This window comes from Variovorax sp. PBS-H4 (assembly GCF_901827205.1).
Taxonomy (GTDB): domain Bacteria; phylum Pseudomonadota; class Gammaproteobacteria; order Burkholderiales; family Burkholderiaceae_C; genus Variovorax.
In genome coordinates, this window is the sequence record NZ_LR594675.1 from 3,351,460 (window position 1) to 3,367,705 (window position 16,246).

Annotated in this window: 17 protein-coding genes and 3 tRNA genes; 11 read left to right on the plus strand and 9 right to left on the minus strand. The window is 66.2% G+C overall.

Annotation, left to right across the window (positions count from 1 at the left end; all coding sequences use genetic code 11):
• The first annotated feature begins 5 nt into the window (after positions 1 to 5).
• The 6 genes from E5CHR_RS15885 to E5CHR_RS15910 all read left to right on the plus strand — a co-directional run bounded on the left by E5CHR_RS15885 (position 6) and on the right by E5CHR_RS15910 (position 5,015).
• Complete coding sequence (locus tag E5CHR_RS15885) at positions 6 to 626, plus strand: phosphoadenosine phosphosulfate reductase domain-containing protein (RefSeq protein WP_443083117.1); 621 nt, start codon at positions 6 to 8, stop codon at positions 624 to 626.
• Between the two features lie 44 nt (positions 627 to 670).
• Positions 671 to 1,648: a sulfate adenylyltransferase subunit CysD gene (gene cysD / locus E5CHR_RS15890; RefSeq protein WP_162580747.1), complete on the plus strand. Its 978-nt coding sequence runs from the start codon at positions 671 to 673 to the stop codon at positions 1,646 to 1,648.
• On the plus strand, positions 1,648 to 2,988 hold the full coding sequence (locus tag E5CHR_RS15895) for a sulfate adenylyltransferase subunit 1 (RefSeq protein ID WP_162580748.1): 1,341 nt from the start codon (positions 1,648 to 1,650) through the stop codon (positions 2,986 to 2,988). Before cysD ends, E5CHR_RS15895 begins: the two co-directional genes overlap by 1 nt.
• A gap of 37 nt (positions 2,989 to 3,025) precedes the next feature.
• Positions 3,026 to 3,355 carry a ferredoxin FdxA gene (gene fdxA, locus E5CHR_RS15900; protein WP_162580749.1) on the plus strand — a complete coding sequence of 110 codons (330 nt, stop codon included), beginning with the start codon at positions 3,026 to 3,028 and terminating at the stop codon, positions 3,353 to 3,355.
• Positions 3,313 to 4,374 carry an NAD(P)/FAD-dependent oxidoreductase gene (locus E5CHR_RS15905; protein WP_162580750.1) on the plus strand — a complete coding sequence of 354 codons (1,062 nt, stop codon included), beginning with the start codon at positions 3,313 to 3,315 and terminating at the stop codon, positions 4,372 to 4,374. The genes fdxA and E5CHR_RS15905 overlap by 43 nt, the downstream gene beginning before the upstream one ends.
• A gap of 83 nt (positions 4,375 to 4,457) precedes the next feature.
• Positions 4,458 to 5,015, plus strand: a complete 558-nt coding sequence (locus E5CHR_RS15910; RefSeq protein ID WP_162580751.1) for a phosphatase PAP2 family protein — start codon at positions 4,458 to 4,460, stop codon at positions 5,013 to 5,015.
• Positions 5,016 to 5,024: 9 nt separating this feature from the next.
• On the opposite strand, the gene E5CHR_RS15915 is transcribed toward E5CHR_RS15910, so the two are convergent.
• Complete coding sequence (locus tag E5CHR_RS15915; protein WP_162580752.1) at positions 5,025 to 5,285, minus strand: TIGR04438 family Trp-rich protein; 261 nt, start codon at positions 5,283 to 5,285, stop codon at positions 5,025 to 5,027.
• 103 nt (positions 5,286 to 5,388) lie between these two features.
• Between E5CHR_RS15915 and E5CHR_RS15920 the strand changes: the two genes are divergently transcribed.
• Positions 5,389 to 5,694, plus strand: coding sequence for a c-type cytochrome (locus E5CHR_RS15920; RefSeq protein ID WP_162580753.1), 306 nt, complete (start codon positions 5,389 to 5,391; stop codon positions 5,692 to 5,694).
• Between the two features lie 17 nt (positions 5,695 to 5,711).
• Here the strand turns inward: E5CHR_RS15920 and E5CHR_RS15925 are convergent, their stop codons facing one another.
• Positions 5,712 to 6,227 carry a LapA family protein gene (locus tag E5CHR_RS15925; RefSeq protein ID WP_162580754.1) on the minus strand — a complete coding sequence of 172 codons (516 nt, stop codon included), beginning with the start codon at positions 6,225 to 6,227 and terminating at the stop codon, positions 5,712 to 5,714.
• Between the two features lie 105 nt (positions 6,228 to 6,332).
• Positions 6,333 to 8,324 (minus strand): acetate--CoA ligase, encoded by a 1,992-nt coding sequence (acs, locus tag E5CHR_RS15930; RefSeq protein WP_162580755.1) that lies wholly within the window; start codon positions 8,322 to 8,324, stop codon positions 6,333 to 6,335.
• A 166-nt stretch (positions 8,325 to 8,490) separates the two neighbouring features.
• Between acs and E5CHR_RS15935 the strand changes: the two genes are divergently transcribed.
• A complete protein-coding gene (locus tag E5CHR_RS15935; RefSeq protein ID WP_162580756.1) occupies positions 8,491 to 9,111 on the plus strand; it encodes a YqhA family protein in 621 nt (206 codons plus the stop codon).
• 14 nt (positions 9,112 to 9,125) lie between these two features.
• On the opposite strand, the gene fumC is transcribed toward E5CHR_RS15935, so the two are convergent.
• Positions 9,126 to 10,523: a class II fumarate hydratase gene (gene fumC / locus E5CHR_RS15940; RefSeq protein ID WP_162580757.1), complete on the minus strand. Its 1,398-nt coding sequence runs from the start codon at positions 10,521 to 10,523 to the stop codon at positions 9,126 to 9,128.
• 121 nt (positions 10,524 to 10,644) lie between these two features.
• Between fumC and E5CHR_RS15945 the strand changes: the two genes are divergently transcribed.
• Genes E5CHR_RS15945 through E5CHR_RS15955 form a run of 3 tightly spaced genes read left to right on the plus strand, consistent with a single transcriptional unit; the run spans position 10,645 to position 13,795 of the window.
• On the plus strand, positions 10,645 to 12,195 hold the full coding sequence (locus E5CHR_RS15945) for a fumarate hydratase (RefSeq protein WP_162580758.1): 1,551 nt from the start codon (positions 10,645 to 10,647) through the stop codon (positions 12,193 to 12,195).
• The gene (gene murI / locus E5CHR_RS15950; RefSeq protein WP_162580759.1) at positions 12,192 to 13,016 is read left to right on the plus strand and encodes a glutamate racemase; all 825 of its coding nucleotides are present in this window, start codon (positions 12,192 to 12,194) and stop codon (positions 13,014 to 13,016) included. Before E5CHR_RS15945 ends, murI begins: the two co-directional genes overlap by 4 nt.
• A 17-nt stretch (positions 13,017 to 13,033) precedes the next feature.
• Positions 13,034 to 13,795, plus strand: coding sequence for a hypothetical protein (locus tag E5CHR_RS15955; protein ID WP_162580760.1), 762 nt, complete (start codon positions 13,034 to 13,036; stop codon positions 13,793 to 13,795).
• Here E5CHR_RS15955 and E5CHR_RS15960 read toward each other — a convergent pair.
• The 5 genes from E5CHR_RS15960 to E5CHR_RS15980 form a co-directional block, all read right to left on the minus strand.
• Positions 13,762 to 15,099, minus strand: a complete 1,338-nt coding sequence (locus tag E5CHR_RS15960; protein ID WP_162580761.1) for an MFS transporter — start codon at positions 15,097 to 15,099, stop codon at positions 13,762 to 13,764. The genes E5CHR_RS15955 and E5CHR_RS15960 overlap by 34 nt on opposite strands.
• 80 nt (positions 15,100 to 15,179) lie before the next feature.
• Complete coding sequence (locus E5CHR_RS15965; RefSeq protein WP_162580762.1) at positions 15,180 to 15,812, minus strand: DUF6806 family protein; 633 nt, start codon at positions 15,810 to 15,812, stop codon at positions 15,180 to 15,182.
• Between the two features lie 22 nt (positions 15,813 to 15,834).
• A tRNA-Leu gene (locus tag E5CHR_RS15970) sits at positions 15,835 to 15,927 on the minus strand.
• 87 nt (positions 15,928 to 16,014) lie between these two features.
• A tRNA-Cys gene (locus E5CHR_RS15975) sits at positions 16,015 to 16,088 on the minus strand.
• 76 nt (positions 16,089 to 16,164) lie between these two features.
• Positions 16,165 to 16,240 (minus strand) — tRNA-Gly (locus tag E5CHR_RS15980).
• Between the last annotated feature and the right edge of the window lie 6 nt (positions 16,241 to 16,246).

Genomic DNA, 16,246 nt, shown 5'->3' on the forward strand with positions numbered 1-16,246 from the left:
GCAACATGAACCTCGATCTTTCGCGCATCAACGCCGAATTCGGCCACAACGCCGAGGCCCTCGTGGACTGGGCGGCCAGCCTGGGCCAGCCTGCGATCGTCACCACGAATTTTCGGCCCTTCGAGGCCGTCATCCTGCACATGGTGACGCGCGCAAGGTCGGATGTTCCCGTGGTCTGGATGGACAACGGCTACAACACCGAAGCCACCTACCGCTATGCCGACGAGGTGACGAAACTGCTGCGCCTGGACTTGCGCATCTATCTGCCGCGCCGCTCGCGTGCGCATCGCGAAGCCGTGGAGGGGCCGACGCCGGCGCTCGACGATCCGCGCCATGCCGCTTTCACGGAAGAAGTGAAATTGGAGCCCTTCGCCCGTGCGCTGCGAGAGACGGCACCGAAGGTCTGGTTCACTGCGCTTCGGGCCACCGACACGGCCGTGCGCGCGCAAATGGACGCGGTCAGCGTCAATCCCGATGGCCTGATCAAGGTTGCCCCGCTGCTGCACTGGTCGTCGAAGGATCTGCATGCCTACTGCGAAACGCATGGCCTGCCCAACAACTTCGACTACGTGGACCCGACCAAAGGCGAAGAAAACCGCGAGTGCGGTTTGCATCTGGCGCATTGAGCGCCAAGGTTTGATCGATTTCCCGCACCGAGCACTTTTACCCGATGAACGCCAGAACCGAACACGACCTGCTGCTGCAGACCGCGCACACGCCGGCTCGCCTGTCCAACGCCCAACTGGACGCGCTGGAGGAAGAAGCCATCTTCATCCTGCGCGAGGTCGCCGCGTCCTTCGAGCGCCCGACGCTGCTGTTCTCGGGCGGCAAGGACTCGCTGGTGCTGCTGAAGTGCGCCGAGAAGGCCTTCATGAATTCGCAGGAAGCCGCAGGTGCCCGCGGGCGCCTGCCTTACCCGCTGCTGATGATCGACACCGGCCACAACTTTCCCGAAGTGACGGCGTTCCGCGATCACCGCGCGCAGGAACTGGGCGCCGAGCTGATCGTACGCAGCGTCGAGGACTCGATGGCTCGAGGGACGGTACGCCTGGCCCATCCGGGCGAGTCGCGCAACGTGCACCAGTCGGTCACCCTGCTCGAGGCCATCGAGGAATTCCGCTTCGACGCGCTGATCGGTGGCGCTCGCCGCGACGAGGAGAAGGCCCGCGCCAAGGAGCGCATCTTCTCGCACCGCGACGCCTTCGGCCAATGGCAGCCCAAGGACCAGCGGCCCGAGCTCTGGACCTTGTTCAATACGCGCCTCGCACCGGGCGAGCATTTCCGAGTGTTCCCGATCTCGAACTGGACCGAGCTCGACGTCTGGCAGTACATCGAGCGCGAGAAGATCGCCCTGCCCTCCATCTACTACACCCACAAGCGCGAGGTGGTCGAGCGCAGAGGCCTCCTGGTGCCGGTGACCGAGCTCACGCCGCCTCGCCAAGGTGAAACAGTCGAGCTCCGCGACGTGCGATTCCGCACCGTCGGCGACATCACCTGCACCTGCCCCGTCGACAGCCTGGCTGCCGACGCCGCCGATGTGGTGGTCGAGACGCTGGCCGCCGAGGTCAGCGAGCGCGGTGCAACGCGCATGGACGACAAGACTTCAGAGGCTTCGATGGAGAAGCGCAAGAAAGACGGCTACTTCTGATGACCGCGACGACCACCACCTTCTCCGCGCCCGAGACCCTCCTTGGCGACACCGGCACTGCCCTGCGCTTCATCACCTGCGGGAGCGTCGACGACGGCAAGAGCACGCTGATCGGCCGCCTGCTGGTCGACAGCAAGACCGTGCTTCAGGACCAGCTGGCGGGCGTGCAGCGCGGCGGCGAGACCGACCTGGCCCTGCTCACCGACGGCCTCTCGGCCGAGCGCGAGCAAGGCATCACCATCGACGTCGCGTACCGCTACTTTCCCACCGCGCGGCGCAAGTTCATCATCGGCGACGCGCCGGGCCATGAGCAGTACACGCGCAACATGGTCACCGCGGCCTCCGGCGCCGACGCCGCCGTGGTGCTGATCGATGCGACCAAGCTGGCCTGGGCCGCCGAGGTCGAGGATGGTGAAGTGGTGCGCCGCGAACTGCTCCCCCAGACGCGCCGCCATACGCTGCTGTGCCACCTGCTGCGCGTGCAGTCGATCGTGTTCGCCGTCAACAAGCTCGATGCCATTGCCGATGCCGGCCTGGCCTTCGAGCGCATCTCCGCTGCGCTCGCGAGCTTTGCCGAAGCTGCCGGGGTGCGGGTTTCCGCCACGGTGCCGATCTCGGCCTTGAAGGGCTGGAACGTTGCCACGTCGCATGGCGACTGGTGTGGCTACGAAGGCCCGAGCCTCATCGAGCTGCTCGAGGAGCTGCCCGTCACTCAGCAGGACGAGGCCGTGCCTTTCGCCTTCCCGGTGCAATGGGTCGAGAAGTTTTCCGGGTCGGCAGACACCTCCAAGGGCCGCCGGGTGTTCTGGGGTCGCGTGGCAAGCGGCCACGTGGAACCGGGCCAGCGCGTCGCCGTCCTGCCGGGCAACCAGACGGCTACCGTGGCGCAGGTGCTGAGCCACACGCGCCAGCCGAAGACGGTGCACGCAGGCCACAGCGCCGGCATGGTGCTCGATCGCGAGCTGGACGTATCGCGCGGCGACTGGCTACTGGCGCCCGGGGCCTTCGAGCCGGTGCGCGAGATCACGGCCACCATCGCCTGGCTGGACGATGAGCCCTTGGTCGCGGGCCGCGTGTACTGGGCATTGCAGGGCCACCGCTGGGTCAAGGCCCGGATCGCGCGCATCATCGACCGCGTGAACATCACGACGCTGGGTTCCGAGCCTGCGGACCGGCTGGAGCCCAACGCGATCGGCGACGTGGTACTGTCGCTGCAGCAGCCGCTCGCCGTGCTGCCCTTCGTGCAATCGCGCGCGCTCGGTTCGCTGGTGCTGGTCGACACGACCACCCACCGGACATCGGCGGCCGTGCTCGTGCAGCCCTCGCCGCCAAGCGCCTAAAATTCGCTGTCTTCCCCGATCGATCTCAAGCCCAGCCATGACCCACGTCGTCTCCGAAGCCTGTATCCGCTGCAAGTACACCGATTGCGTCGATGTGTGTCCCGTGGACTGCTTCCGCGAGGGCCCCAACATGCTGGTGATCGACCCGGATGAATGCATCGACTGTGCCGTCTGCATCCCCGAGTGCCCGGTCAACGCGATCTACGCCGAGGAAGACCTTCCGGCCAATCAGCTCGCCTTCATTAAGCTCAACGCCGAGCTGGCCCTGGCCGACGGCTGGAAGAGCATCACCAAGCGCAAGCCCGCGCTGCCGGATGCGGACGAGTGGAAGGACAAGACGGACAAGATCGGGGAGCTGGTGCGCTGAGCACGCTCCCCGCGCCCATCGAAACCGACGCGCTGGTCATCGGCGCCGGCCCGGTCGGGCTGTTCCAGGCCTTCCAGCTGGGCCTGCTCGAGATCTCCTGCCACATCGTCGACGCGCTGCCCGCCGCTGGCGGCCAATGCGTGCAGCTGTACGGCGACAAGCCCATCTACGACATCCCCGGCATCCCGGCGACCAGCGGCAGCGCCCTGGCGGTGGCCCTGCTGCAGCAATTGGCGCCGTTGAAGCCCACCTTCCATTTCGAGCAGCAGGTCGCCACGCTCGAGCGCCAGTCCGACGAGCGGCTGCTGCTTCGCACGACCAAGGGCACGGCCTTTCTCGCCAGGACGGTGTTCATTGCCGCAGGCGTCGGCGCCTTCGTCCCCAAGCGCATCTCACTCGAGGATATCCAGCACTTCGAAGGATCGGCCCTCTTCTACCACCCGGAATCGCTGGAGCGCTTCGACGGCCAGGCGGTGATCGTCAATGGTGGCGACGACGCTGCGCTGGCCACTGCACTGGCGCTCGTGGGTCGAGCCCGCAAGGTGACGCTCGTCCATCGGCGCGACGGCTTCCAGGCCGACGAGGGACTCGTGGCACGCATGCGGGCGGCGGTCGCGGGAGGCGCGATGCACTTCGCCGTGGGCCAGCCCGCAGCGTTCGACGGACGGGTGCTGCAGATCGCGACACCCGATGCACAGAGCCTGACCCTGCCGCTGGATGCGCTCATTGCCTGCCTCGGCATCTCGCCGCGTCTTGGACCCATTGCCGACTGGGGCCTGGACCTGGTGCGCAAGCAGGTGCCGGTCGATACGGAGCGCTTCCAGACCCGCGAGGCGGGCGTGTTCGCGGTCGGCGACATCAACACCTACCCGGGCAAGAAGAAGCTGATCGTCTGCGGCTTCCACGAAGCCACGCTGGCAGCGTGGGCGGCTACGGGCGTCGTGTTCCCCGGCAAGGCGGTGCCCCTGCAGTACACCACCACCAGCACGCGCCTGCACGAGTTGCTGGGCGTGGGCTGAGCCCGCAACCTCCGACTTGATCCTGAACCAAGCATGAAGGCTTCGTTCATCTCATCGCCCCACCGCGGCTCTATCATGCCCCCATGCAGGCGCTGAACATTGCACTTTTCCAGTGGCTCGGCGCCGGCCACGCCCCCAATTCGCCGCTGCTCTGGTTTGCAGGCATCGTGGCGGAGCAAGCTTCCTGGGTATGCGTGGCCCTGATGGCATGGGCTGCCTGGCGGTGGCCCGCGCAACGGCTCTACGTACTGGCGGCGCTGGTCGCGGCCGGCGCAGCCTCCCTGCTGGCCCATGAACTTGCAAATGCCTTGGCCATGCCGCGCCCTTTCGTCCTGGGCCTGAGCCCCGCGCATATCGAGCATGGCGCTCGCGGTTCGCTGCCAAGTGCCCACGCGACCGTCATGTTCACCGTCGGCCTGGTGTTTTGCCTGCGGCCGGCGCTCAGGACGATTGGCCTCGCGATCCTCGCCATCGCCACCTTGACGGGCTGGGCCCGCATCTATGTGGGCGTGCATTTCCCCTTCGACATCCTCGCCGGCCTGCTGCTCGCGGGCGCCATCACGGCGGTCTTCTGGTCGCTCCACCAGCTCGGACGCCGATTCATCGCGCCGCTGATCGCGCACAGCAGCCCGCGGGCCTAGACCGGCGGCTCAGCGGCCGCGGCGGCGGCGGTTGGAACGGCTGGTGAGCAGCCCCATCTGGCTGCGTTGCCGATCGATGCGGGCCTGGCGGCGTGCGTTCTCCCGTTCAACCACCTTGCGCTTGGTGTAGCCCGAGGCGTCGGCCCAGGCCCACCAGGCAGCGGCCAGCGCGAATGGAATGAGCACCACCCACCAGCTCCATTGCGCGACGAAGCCCACCTCGAAGAACTTGAGGGCCACGCCGAGCAGGCCAAGCAAAAGTAACCACATGAGAGAACCCCTCCAATCGTCTGGCCTCATCTGAATGGACCGTGCACCGCGCTACCTACAATCGCGTTGGATCGACTTTAACGCACCCCTATCACCGAACCCCATGAAAAGAGCGCTTTTCGCCGCCGTCCTCGGCCTGGCCGCAACGTCCCCTGCCCTGGCCGACCTCGCACTGGCCACGTCCAAGAACTGCATGAGCTGCCACGCCGTCGACCGCAAGATCCTCGGGCCGGCCTTCAAGGACGTCGCGGCCAAGTACAAGGACAACAAGGGCGCCGCCGACATGCTGGCGGCCAAGATCATGAAGGGCGGCTCAGGCGTCTGGGGCGCAGTGCCGATGCCTGCCAACAACCAGGTCAGCGAGGCGGAAGCCAAGAAGCTCGCTGCCTGGGTTCTGTCGACGAAGTAGCCGCGCGCTCGGCCTCTTCAGACGGGCGGCGGCATGCCGCCCCCGGGGGCCATCACGGCAGGCGGCCGCCGGTCGAACCGGTCCTCGAGCTGGCCGATGTGGGCCGCAAGCGTGTTGTCGGTCTGGTCGGACCGCACCTTGATCATGGTCTCCAACTGCTCCACGCGCGCCAACAGCGCCGCATGGCGTTCAGCGTTGCGCGACATATGTGCATTCTCCTGGGCTTCCAGAAAGTTGCGCAGCTCGGTGAAGCGCGAGGCCTCGGCACGGTCGGCCAGGTCGCGCTGGGCCTGCATTTCCTTGGTGTGGCGCCGCGTCTCGAGCAGCACCGTGGTCTGCAGGTAGACCACGTAGGCCACGAAGAAGATGCCCAGCAGCGCGGTGAGGCCGAGCATGATCAGCCCGAGCGGCGCCGTCACCTGCATGAAGCCGATCGACATAGCCGTGGGCGTGGCGAGGAGGCTCCAGTTCAGGGCCGCGAGCGCCGCGATCAGCAGCACAACCACCAGCAGCACGGCTGTTCTCAGTCCCATGAAAGTGTCCTCTCGACAATCGTTCGTGGGCCGGTTGTAACGCATCCGGCGCCTTGCCCCTGTCGGACAGGGGCGCGGCTGCCGGGCACGCCGGGTTTTGCAAGCCTAGTACGCCTGTCCCAACTGCTCCAGGATGGCCGGGTTCTCGAGGGTGGAGGTGTCCTGCGTGATGGCCTCGCCCTTCGCGATGCTGCGCAGCAGGCGCCGCATGATCTTTCCGCTGCGGGTCTTGGGCAGGTTCTCGCCGAAACGGATGTCCTTGGGCTTGGCGATGGGCCCGATCTCCTTGGCCACCCAGGCGCGCAGCTCGGTTGCGATCTGCCTGGCCTCGTCGCCGCTCGGGCGCCCACGCTTGAGCACGACAAAGGCGCAGACCGCCTCGCCCGTCATGTCGTCGGGGCGCCCCACGACCGCGGCTTCGGCCACCAGGTCGGTCTTGGCGACCAGCGCAGACTCGATCTCCATCGTGCCGAGCCGGTGGCCCGAGACGTTCAGCACGTCGTCGATGCGGCCGGTGATCCGGAAGTAGCCGCGATCGGGGCTGCGCACTGCGCCGTCGCCGGCGAGGTAGATGGTGCCGCCCATCTCCTCGGGAAAATAGCTCTTCTTGAATCGCTCGGGGTCATTCCAGATGGTGCGGATCATGGACGGCCAGGGCCGCTTGATCACCAGCATGCCGCCGCCGCCGTTGGGGATGTCCTTGCCGGTCTCGTCCACCACCGCGGCCATGATGCCGGGCAGCGGCAGCGTGCAGGAGCCGGGCACCAGCGGTGTTGCGCCGGGCAGTGGCGTGATGACGTGGCCGCCGGTCTCGGTCTGCCAGAAGGTGTCGACGATGGGGCAGTTTTCGCGGCCCACGTTCCGGTGGTACCACATCCACGCTTCCGGATTGATCGGCTCGCCCACGGTGCCAAGGATGCGCAGCGAGGACAGGTCCCAGTTCTTCGGATGCACCTTCTCGTCGCTTTCCGCCGCCTTGATGAGCGAGCGGATCGCCGTCGGCGCGGTGTAGAACACCGTGACCTTGTGCTTTTCGATCATCTGCCAGAAGCGGCCCGCATTCGGATAGGTCGGCACGCCCTCGAACACCACCTGCGTCGCACCCGCAGCCAGGGGTCCATAAGCGACGTAGGTATGGCCGGTGATCCAGCCGATGTCGGCCGTGCACCAGAACACGTCCTCGGGCCGGATATCGAAGGTCCAGTCCATGGTGAGCTTGGCCCACAGCAGGTAGCCGCCGGTGGCATGCTGCACCCCCTTGGGCTTGCCGGTCGAGCCCGAGGTGTAGAGGATGAAGAGCGGGTGCTCGGCGCCCACCGGTTCCGGCGGGCACTCGCTGCCCTGCCCCTGAAGCGCCTCGTCGAAGGTCTTGTCGCGGCCCGCAACCATGTTGCAGGCGGTCGCGGTGCGCTGGTAGACCAGCACGGTCTTGAGCGATGCCTCGCAGCCGCCAAGCGCGATGGCGTCGTCGACGATCGCCTTCAGCGGCAGCTCCTTGCCACCCCGTAGCTGAAAGTTGGAGGTGATCACCGCCACCGCGCCGGCGTCGATGATGCGTTCCTGCAGCGCCTTCGCCGAGAAGCCGCCAAACACGACGCTGTGGGTGGCGCCGATGCGGGCGCACGCCTGCATCGCGACCACGCCCTCGATGGTCATGGGCATATAGATGATGACGCGGTCGCCCTTGCGAATGCCCTGCGCCTTCAGCGCGTTGGCGAACTGCGAGACGCGCGCCAGCAGTTCCTTGTACGTGACCTGGGTGACCGCACCGTCATCAGCCTCGAAGACGATGGCGATCTTGTTCTCGACCGCCGTGCCGATGTGCTTGTCCAGGCAGTTGGCAGAGGCGTTGAGCTCGCCGTCGTCGAACCACTTGTAGAAAGGCGCATCGGATTCGTCGAGCGTGCGCGTGAAGGGCTTGGTCCACACCATGTGGGTCTTGGCCTGCCGGGCCCAGAAGCCCTCGAAGTCGTCGGCTGCTTCCTTGCACAGGGCCTCGTAGGCGGCCATGCTGCCGATGCGTGCACCCTTGGCTGCGCGGGCATCGGGCGGGAACACGCGGTTCTCGACAAGGAAGGACTCGATCGTGCTGCTCATTACTGCCTCCGGTGTGTAGCTGGGGAACTGACGGGCGCTAATGTCAGCGCCCGCACTTACGGATGACTGACGCTCCATGGTAGCGAGTGGTTCGATGTACGTCCGAGCCGCGGCGGCACTCTAGAATCGCGCGTTTTCCGCCCCACTCACCGGCCTGCCACCACTGATGTCCAACCTAGACCCCAACCTTCCGCAACACGCCGGCAGGGCCTCGCCGCTGCGTCCCCTGCCCAATCTGATCTTCGCGAGCCGCTGGCTGCAGCTGCCGCTATACCTGGGCCTGATCGTCGCCCAGGGCGTGTACGTGGTGCACTTCCTGGTCGAGCTGCTTCATCTCGTGGAAGCAGCCTTCGGCAGCGAAGAAGCGCTGAAGTCGCTGATCACCAGCATCGGCTACAAGACCACGGCGCCGGTCACCACGCTCAACGAGACGGTCATCATGCTCGTCGTGCTGGCGCTCATCGACGTGGTCATGATCTCCAACCTGCTGATCATGGTGATCGTCGGCGGGTACGAGACCTTCGTAAGCCGGATGAACCTCGAAGGCCACCGCGACCAGCCCGAGTGGCTGAGCCATGTGAACGCGTCGGTGCTGAAGGTCAAGCTGGCGACCGCCATCATCGGCATCAGCTCGATCCACCTGCTCAAGACCTTCATCAACGCCGACAACTACACCGATCGAGTCCTGATCGCGCAGACGGCGATCCATATCGCCTTCCTGCTGTCGGCGATGGCCATCGCGTTTACCGACCGGCTCATGGCGCCGCCGTCCTCCGCCGGCCACTGAGCCAGCTACCCGGTTCAACGCCCGGTCATCTTCTCAGGCACCACCCACTGGTCGAACTGCTCGGCCGTGAGGTGACCCGAGGCAATCGCCGCCTCGCGCAGGCTGCTGCCTTCCTTGTGCGCCTTCTTTGCGATGAAGGCCGCCTTGTCGTAGCCGATGTGCGTGTTGAGCGCCGTCACCAACATCAGCGAACGTTGCACCAGCTCCGTGATTCGCTCGCGATTGGGTTCGATGCCAACTGCGCAATGGTCATTGAAGCTGCGCATGCCATCGGCCAGGAGCCGCACGCTCTGCAGGAAGTTGTGGGCCACCATCGGCCGGAACACGTTCAGCTCGAAGTTGCCCGAGGCGCCGCCGATGTTGATCGCGACATCGTTGCCGAACACCTGCGCAGCCAGCATCGTGACCGCCTCGCTCTGGGTCGGGTTGACCTTGCCGGGCATGATCGACGAGCCCGGCTCGTTCTCGGGAATGCTCAGTTCGCCGATGCCGCTGCGCGGCCCGCTGGCAAGCCAGCGCACGTCGTTGGCGATCTTGGTCATGCTTGCTGCCAGGGTCTTGAGCGCGCCATGCGCATGCACCAAGGCATCGACAGACGCCATGGCCTCGAACTTGTTGGGGGCGGTGACGAAAGGCAGGCCCGCGAGCTTGGCGAGCTCGGCTGCCACCTGTTCGGCGTAGCCCTTGGGCGCATTGAGCCCGGTGCCGACTGCGGTGCCGCCCAGCGCCAGCTCGCACAAGTGCGGCAGCGCGGCACGCACATGGGCTTCGCCGTGGGCGAGCTGGGCCACGTAGCCCGAGAACTCCTGGCCCAGCGTGAGCGGCGTCGCGTCCTGCAGGTGGGTACGGCCGATCTTCACGATGTCGGCGAACGCCTCGGACTTCTTCTTCAGCGTCTCGCGCAGCTGCGCAATGGCCGGCAGCAGCCGATGCGTGAGCGACTCGACGGCCGCCACGTGCATCGCCGCCGGGAACACGTCGTTGGAGGACTGGCTGCGGTTCACGTCGTCGTTGGGATGCACGAGGCGCCCCTCGCCGCGCTCGCCACCCAACAGCTCGCTGGCGCGGTTGGCCAGCACCTCGTTCACGTTCATGTTGGTCTGCGTGCCCGACCCTGTCTGCCAGACGACCAGGGGAAACTCGTCGCCGTGCTGTCCTGCGATCACCTCGTCGGCCGCCGCGACGATGGCGTGCGTCTTCTTCTCGTCCTGCAGGCCCAGCGCGTGGTTCACCAGCGCCGAGGCGCGCTTGACCTGCGCCAGCGCCTTGATGATCTCTCGCGGCTGCCGCTCGCCGGAGATGTCGAAGTTCTGCAGCGAGCGCTGGGTCTGCGCACCCCACAGCTTGTCGGCCGGCACCTCGATGGGGCCGAAGGTGTCTCGTTCGATTCGGGTGGGGACGGATATCGCCATGAAAAAAGCTCCGCTGTCAAAATGGAGGGCGCGCCTGGCGCGCCAGGGCATCTACCCAGTATCGTCGCAAACAAGAATGGCTCGCATCGAGCGAGTGCTTTCCCCTCCCACGGACACAGCCATGACCATCATCCAGCAAGCCGACCTGATCGAGTCGGTAGCCGCCGCGCTCCAGTACATCAGCTACTACCACCCCACCGACTACATCGCCCACCTCGCGCGTGCCTACGAGCGCGAGCAGAGCCCTGCGGCCAAGGACGCGATGGCGCAGATCCTCACCAACAGCAAGATGAGCGCCACCGGCCAGCGGCCGATCTGCCAGGACACGGGCATCGTGAACGTGTTCCTGAAGGTCGGCATGGACGTCCGATGGGGCGGCTTCACCGGCTCGCTGGACGACGCCATCAACGAAGGCGTGCGCCGTGGCTACAACCACCCCGACAACATGCTGCGCGCCTCGGTGGTCGCAGATCCGCAGTTCGACCGCAAGAACACCAAGGACAACACGCCGGCGGTGATCTTCACGGAGATCGTGCCCGGCAACACCGTCGAGGTCACGGTGGCCGCCAAGGGCGGCGGGAGCGAGAACAAGAGCAAGCTCGTGATGCTGAATCCGGGTGACAGCGTGGTCGACTGGGTGCTCAAGACCGTGCCGACCATGGGCGCGGGCTGGTGCCCGCCGGGCATGCTGGGCATCGGCATCGGCGGCACCGCCGAGAAGGCTGCCCTGCTCGCCAAGGAAAGCCTGATGGACGACCTCGACATGCACGAGCTGCTGGCCAGGAAGCGTGCGGGCGCCGAGCTCGGCAAGGTCGAGGCGCTGCGCGTCGAGCTGTACGAGAAGGTCAATGCACTGGGCATCGGTGCGCAGGGCCTTGGCGGCTTGGCCACGGTGCTGGACGTCAAGATCAAGATGTACCCCACGCACGCGGCCAGCAAGCCGGTGGCGATGATCCCGAACTGCGCGGCCACACGCCACGCCCATTTCGTGCTCGACGGCTCGGGGCCGGTCTACCTGGAGGCACCTTCGCTGGACCTCTGGCCCAAGATCGAATGGGCGCCCGACTACAACAAGAGCAAGCGCGTCGACCTCGACAAGCTCACGCCGGCCGAGGTTGCCAGCTGGAAGCCCGGCGACACGCTGCTGCTCAACGGCAAGATGCTCACGGGCCGCGACGCTGCGCACAAGCGCATCGCCGACATGCTGGCCAAGGGCGAGAAGCTGCCGGTGGACTTCACCAACCGGGTGATCTACTACGTGGGCCCGGTCGATCCGGTGAAGGGCGAGGCCGTGGGCCCGGCCGGCCCGACCACCGCCACGCGCATGGACGGCTTCACCGAAATGATGCTGGCAAAGACGGGGCTGATCGCGATGATCGGAAAGGCCGAGCGCGGCCCGGTTGCCATCGAGGCAATCCAGAAGCACAAGAGCGCCTACTTGATGGCAGTGGGCGGCGCCGCCTACCTCGTGAGCAAGGCGATCAAGACTGCCAAGGTGGTGGGCTTCGCCGATCTCGGCATGGAAGCAATCTACGAATTCGACGTGGTCGACATGCCGGTGACGGTCGCGGTCGATGCCGGCGGCACCAGCGCCCATATCACTGGCCCGGCCGAGTGGCAGAAGCGCATTGCGAGCGGCGAGTTCAAGACCATCATGATGGAAGCGGCTTGAGCGTTCCAGGTGCCCTTGCCGATCGCCCGATCGGCGTCTTCGACAGCGGCATCGGCGGCCTCAGTGTGCTGAATGCGCTGCGCGAGGCTTTGCCGCACGAACGCTTCGCGTACTTCGCCGATACGGCCCATGCGCCATACGGCGAACGCGGCGATGCCTACGTCGCACAGCGCACCGGGACGGTCGCGCGCTACCTGCGCGAACGGCATGGCATCAAGGCGCTGGTGGTTGCCTGCAACACCGCGACAGCAGCCGCCATCCACGAACTTCGGGCCGAGCACCCGAATCTTCCGGTGGTGGGGGTCGAGCCTGCCCTCAAGCCGGCGGTGGCCGCCAGCAGGACGGGCCACATTGCCGTGCTCGCCACCCGCGTCACGGTGGAAAGCCGCAAGTTCGAGGCGCTGCGTACATCGCTGGCCGGACAGGCGCAGTTCCGCGTCATCCCCTGCGACGGCCTGGCAGGCGCCATCGAGCGCGGCGATGGCGCGGGCATTGCGGCCTTGAGCGAGCGCTATCTGCGCCAGGCCGGCCGCTTCGGCACCGCGCCTGGCGAGATCGACACGCTCGTGCTGGGTTGCACGCACTACCCCTTCATCGCGGACGAACTGCGTCGCCACTGCGGGAGAGCGGTGCGCTTCATCGACACCGGCGCACCGGTCGCGCTGCAGACGCAGCGGCTGCTGGCGCAGGCCGGCAAGCTTTCGGCGAATGGCGAAGGCGCAGTGGCGCTCCTGAGCAGCGCCGCGCCGGACGGGCTCGATGCCGCGGCGGCACGCTGGCTCGCGCGGCCCGCGGTGCCTGCGTCCTTGGCCGGCGCCTGACGCCTCCCAGCTTGCACATGCGTCGACACCTGTTCCTTGGCCTCCTGCTGGTGCTGCTGAGCGCCGCGGGACACGCGGCTTGCGACACCGGTCTCGCGGAGCGCATGCATGCCAAGCTGCACGCCAAGCAGGTGCTGGACCATGAACTTGCCGTGTGCCAGCCTTGGCGCGGCTTCGCCGGTCGCTTTATCGTCGTGCTGCCGCTGCCGCGCCCTTCCGCCGCCGCGGGCGTGACGGAGTTCGATCTGGACGTGCTTGTGGTGCAGGAGGCCGACAACGGCAATACCGAGCGAGCCACGGTCGTGAGCCGGCTGTTCGAGCCGTCCGCCCTGATCGAGGACGCAGCGCGCATCGGCGAGATCAAGGTCGACACGGCACGCTACACGCTCGCCAGGGACGCGCGGGCATTCGGGCTGCGCATCCTGCGCCAGGCCCGGTCGCGCGCGAACCCGTACTCCAACGAAACGCTGACGCTGTACGTCGCTCGCGGGCCGAAGCTCGCCAAGGTGCTCAATGGCCTCGAGCTGACCATGGAGCGCGGCGAATGGGACGTCAACTGCGCTGGTAATTTCGAGACCGTGCGCGGCAACCTGTCGGTTGCTCGCAGCACGAGCAACGCTTACGCCGACCTGTTGCTGCGCCAGACCCGCAATGAGACCCACTCCAGCGCGCAAGGAGACGAATGCGTCACGCAGGAGCGGCCGGCGAAGTACTCGTCGCAGATGCTGCGCTACGACGGGGCGGCCTACCGTGCTGCCAAGGGCTCCGCCTCCGACTGAGGCGTGTCCCCGGCCAGTGCCGCCGCCCGGCCGCGCCGCATGTCGATCGGCAGCAGCAGGAGCAGCCCGCCGATAAACAGCACGCTGGTCGCCAGGATCGCGATGCGCTGGTTGCCGCCAGTCGCCCAGGTGATGGCGCCGTAGCTCAGCGGCCCGATGATCGCAGCCAGCCGCGTGGCAAAACTCCAGAGGCCGAAGAACTCCGCCAACTGCCGCGGCGGCGCTAGCACGCCGGTCATGGCGCGCCCGGCCGACTGGCTCGATCCCATAGCCAGACCAGCGATGGTTGCCGCCCACCAGAACCCGCCCTTGGTCGTGACCGACGCGGCGATGACGCACACCGCTATCCAAGCGAGCAGTGCGCCGGAGAGTGCACGCCGGTGGCCGATGCGGTCCTGCAGATAGCCGAAGCCGAAGGCACCGAGCGCCGCCGCGATGTTGAGCACGAAGATCAGCACCATCGTCTCGCTAGGGACGAAGCCGATCACCTGCTCCGCATAGATTGCAGCAAGCGTGATCGCCACCGCCACACCGCCCTGGTAGCAGACGGTGCAGGACAAAAGCCACATGAAATCGCGGTAGGCGCGCGCATTGCGGAAGGTTTCGCTCAGCTGCTGCCAGGCGTTGCGGCTATCGGTGGCTTTCTGTGGCTGCGCACGCTCAGGCAGCAGTGCGAAGGTGGCGCAGGCCGCAAGACCGTAGATCGCCGCCGTGATCAGCATCGTGACCGGCACGAAATGGGCAGCGGGCAACCCTTTCGCCTGGGCGGAGAGCACGTAGGCCAGGCACACTCCGAGTGCGAGCATGCCACCGATGTAGCCGAAGGCCCAGCCCCACCCGCTGACCTTGCCCATGCCATCGACCGTCGCGAGCTCCGGCAGGAACGCGCCGGTCAGCGACTCGCCGTACGAGTAGAAGGTGTTGGAGACAATCACCAGGCCCATCGCGAGCGCAACCGCAAAGGGGCCGCTCAGCCGCGGCGTGATCGCTAGCGCCAAGGTGCCGAGCACGCAGCCGGCAGTGACGATGGCCAGCGCCTTTTTCTTCGCGGCGTGGAGGTCGGCCCAGGCGCCGATGGCCGGCATGCTCAGCATCACGATCGCGTAGGAGATGCTCAAGGCCACCGTCCAGGCGAACGGGCCCCATGGTGCCCCCTTGGCGATCCCGCCGACAAAGTAGGCCGCGAACACGGCCGTGATCACGACCGTCGTGTAGCCTGAATTGGCGAAGTCGTACATGGCCCAGCCAAAGACTTCGCGCTTGCGCACGCCGGGACGAAGGGCAGACTGGGAAAAAAGCGCCAAGCGACTCTCCTCGAACAGAAGGTCGCCGAGCATAGCGGAGCGGCTTGACCGCTCGATGGCCGGCGCAGTAGCGCCTCGGCTCAGTGCAGGTGGCGCGGGCGGCGTCCGCCGCCATGGCTTCCGCTGCCTGTGCCACCGGTGCCACCGCGCGGACGCTTGCCGATCTCGAGGGAGTTCACCAAGGCATCGAAACGGTCGCCGAAGAGTTTGTCGATCTCAGCCACCACGCCGCCGAGCTCTGCGCCATCGAAGTGGCGCTCCATGAGGTTCACCACGTCTTCGACCAGGAGGTCACGCTGCACCTGCATGATCGCGGCCGGGTTGGGGCCGATGAAGAGCATGAGGAAGTCATCGCGGGACTCTTCGTCTGGATCGCCCTCCTCCTCGTCGAAGTCGGTGTCGTAGAAGGTAACCTCGATCGCAGCGCCCTGCTCGGCCAGTTCGTTGAGAGCCATGCACATTTCGTCGAGGGCCTGCCGGAAATCCTCGTCGCCTGCCACGGTCCAGCAGATCTGCAGCAGGTGGTCCTTCTGCTCGAAGCGGATGCCCGGCTCCTCTTCGTAGACACTGTTCGCCCCATCGGCAAGCGAACGGGCCCCGGCATATTTCCAGAGGGGTTTGAGGGCTTCCTGGATTTGCTCGAAGCTCACATCGGAGCGAAGCGGCACATCGCCGTGGACGTGGATTTCGAACGGAGCGTTGTAGCGAGGCATGTCATGCTCCCTTGTGATGTGGTGGTGCCCGGAACCGGGATCGAACCGGTATGCCCCTTATGCAGGAAGCGGCGGATTTTAAGTCCGATGTGTCTACCAATTTCACCATCCGGGCGTCCGAGTGAATATGGACGATACCCGAAACAAGAACAGCCCCGACAACGACGGTTGGAGGGGCTGTCTGATCGATACGGCTGGAGGTTGGAGGCGCGACCCGGAGTCGAACCGGGCTAGACGGATTTGCAATCCGTTGCATAACCGCTTTGCTATCGCGCCATGCGTTCAATCAACGTTTTCTTCTTGGTCGGAACTCGCGAAAAAAAGGGAAGCTTGAAGCTTCCCTTTTGAAAACTGGAGCGGGAAAAGAGTCTCGAACTCTCGACCTCAACCTTGGCAAGGTTGCGCTCTACCAACTGAGCTATTCCCGCGTTTCA

Bases quoted from the DNA above. Each gene is read 5' to 3' on its own strand.
- E5CHR_RS15885 (WP_443083117.1), top strand. From the start codon at position 6: ATGAACCTCGATCTTTCGCGCATCAACGCCGAATTCGGCCACAACGCC.
- cysD (WP_162580747.1), top strand. From the start codon at position 671: ATGAACGCCAGAACCGAACACGACCTGCTGCTGCAGACCGCGCACACG.
- E5CHR_RS15895 (WP_162580748.1), top strand. From the start codon at position 1,648: ATGACCGCGACGACCACCACCTTCTCCGCGCCCGAGACCCTCCTTGGC.
- fdxA (WP_162580749.1), top strand. From the start codon at position 3,026: ATGACCCACGTCGTCTCCGAAGCCTGTATCCGCTGCAAGTACACCGAT.
- E5CHR_RS15910 (WP_162580751.1), top strand. From the start codon at position 4,458: ATGCAGGCGCTGAACATTGCACTTTTCCAGTGGCTCGGCGCCGGCCAC.
- E5CHR_RS15915 (WP_162580752.1), bottom strand. From the start codon at position 5,285: ATGTGGTTACTTTTGCTTGGCCTGCTCGGCGTGGCCCTCAAGTTCTTC.
- E5CHR_RS15920 (WP_162580753.1), top strand. From the start codon at position 5,389: ATGAAAAGAGCGCTTTTCGCCGCCGTCCTCGGCCTGGCCGCAACGTCC.
- E5CHR_RS15925 (WP_162580754.1), bottom strand. From the start codon at position 6,227: ATGGGACTGAGAACAGCCGTGCTGCTGGTGGTTGTGCTGCTGATCGCG.
- acs (WP_162580755.1), bottom strand. From the start codon at position 8,324: ATGAGCAGCACGATCGAGTCCTTCCTTGTCGAGAACCGCGTGTTCCCG.
- E5CHR_RS15935 (WP_162580756.1), top strand. From the start codon at position 8,491: ATGTCCAACCTAGACCCCAACCTTCCGCAACACGCCGGCAGGGCCTCG.
- fumC (WP_162580757.1), bottom strand. From the start codon at position 10,523: ATGGCGATATCCGTCCCCACCCGAATCGAACGAGACACCTTCGGCCCC.
- E5CHR_RS15945 (WP_162580758.1), top strand. From the start codon at position 10,645: ATGACCATCATCCAGCAAGCCGACCTGATCGAGTCGGTAGCCGCCGCG.
- E5CHR_RS15955 (WP_162580760.1), top strand. From the start codon at position 13,034: ATGCGTCGACACCTGTTCCTTGGCCTCCTGCTGGTGCTGCTGAGCGCC.
- E5CHR_RS15965 (WP_162580762.1), bottom strand. From the start codon at position 15,812: ATGCCTCGCTACAACGCTCCGTTCGAAATCCACGTCCACGGCGATGTG.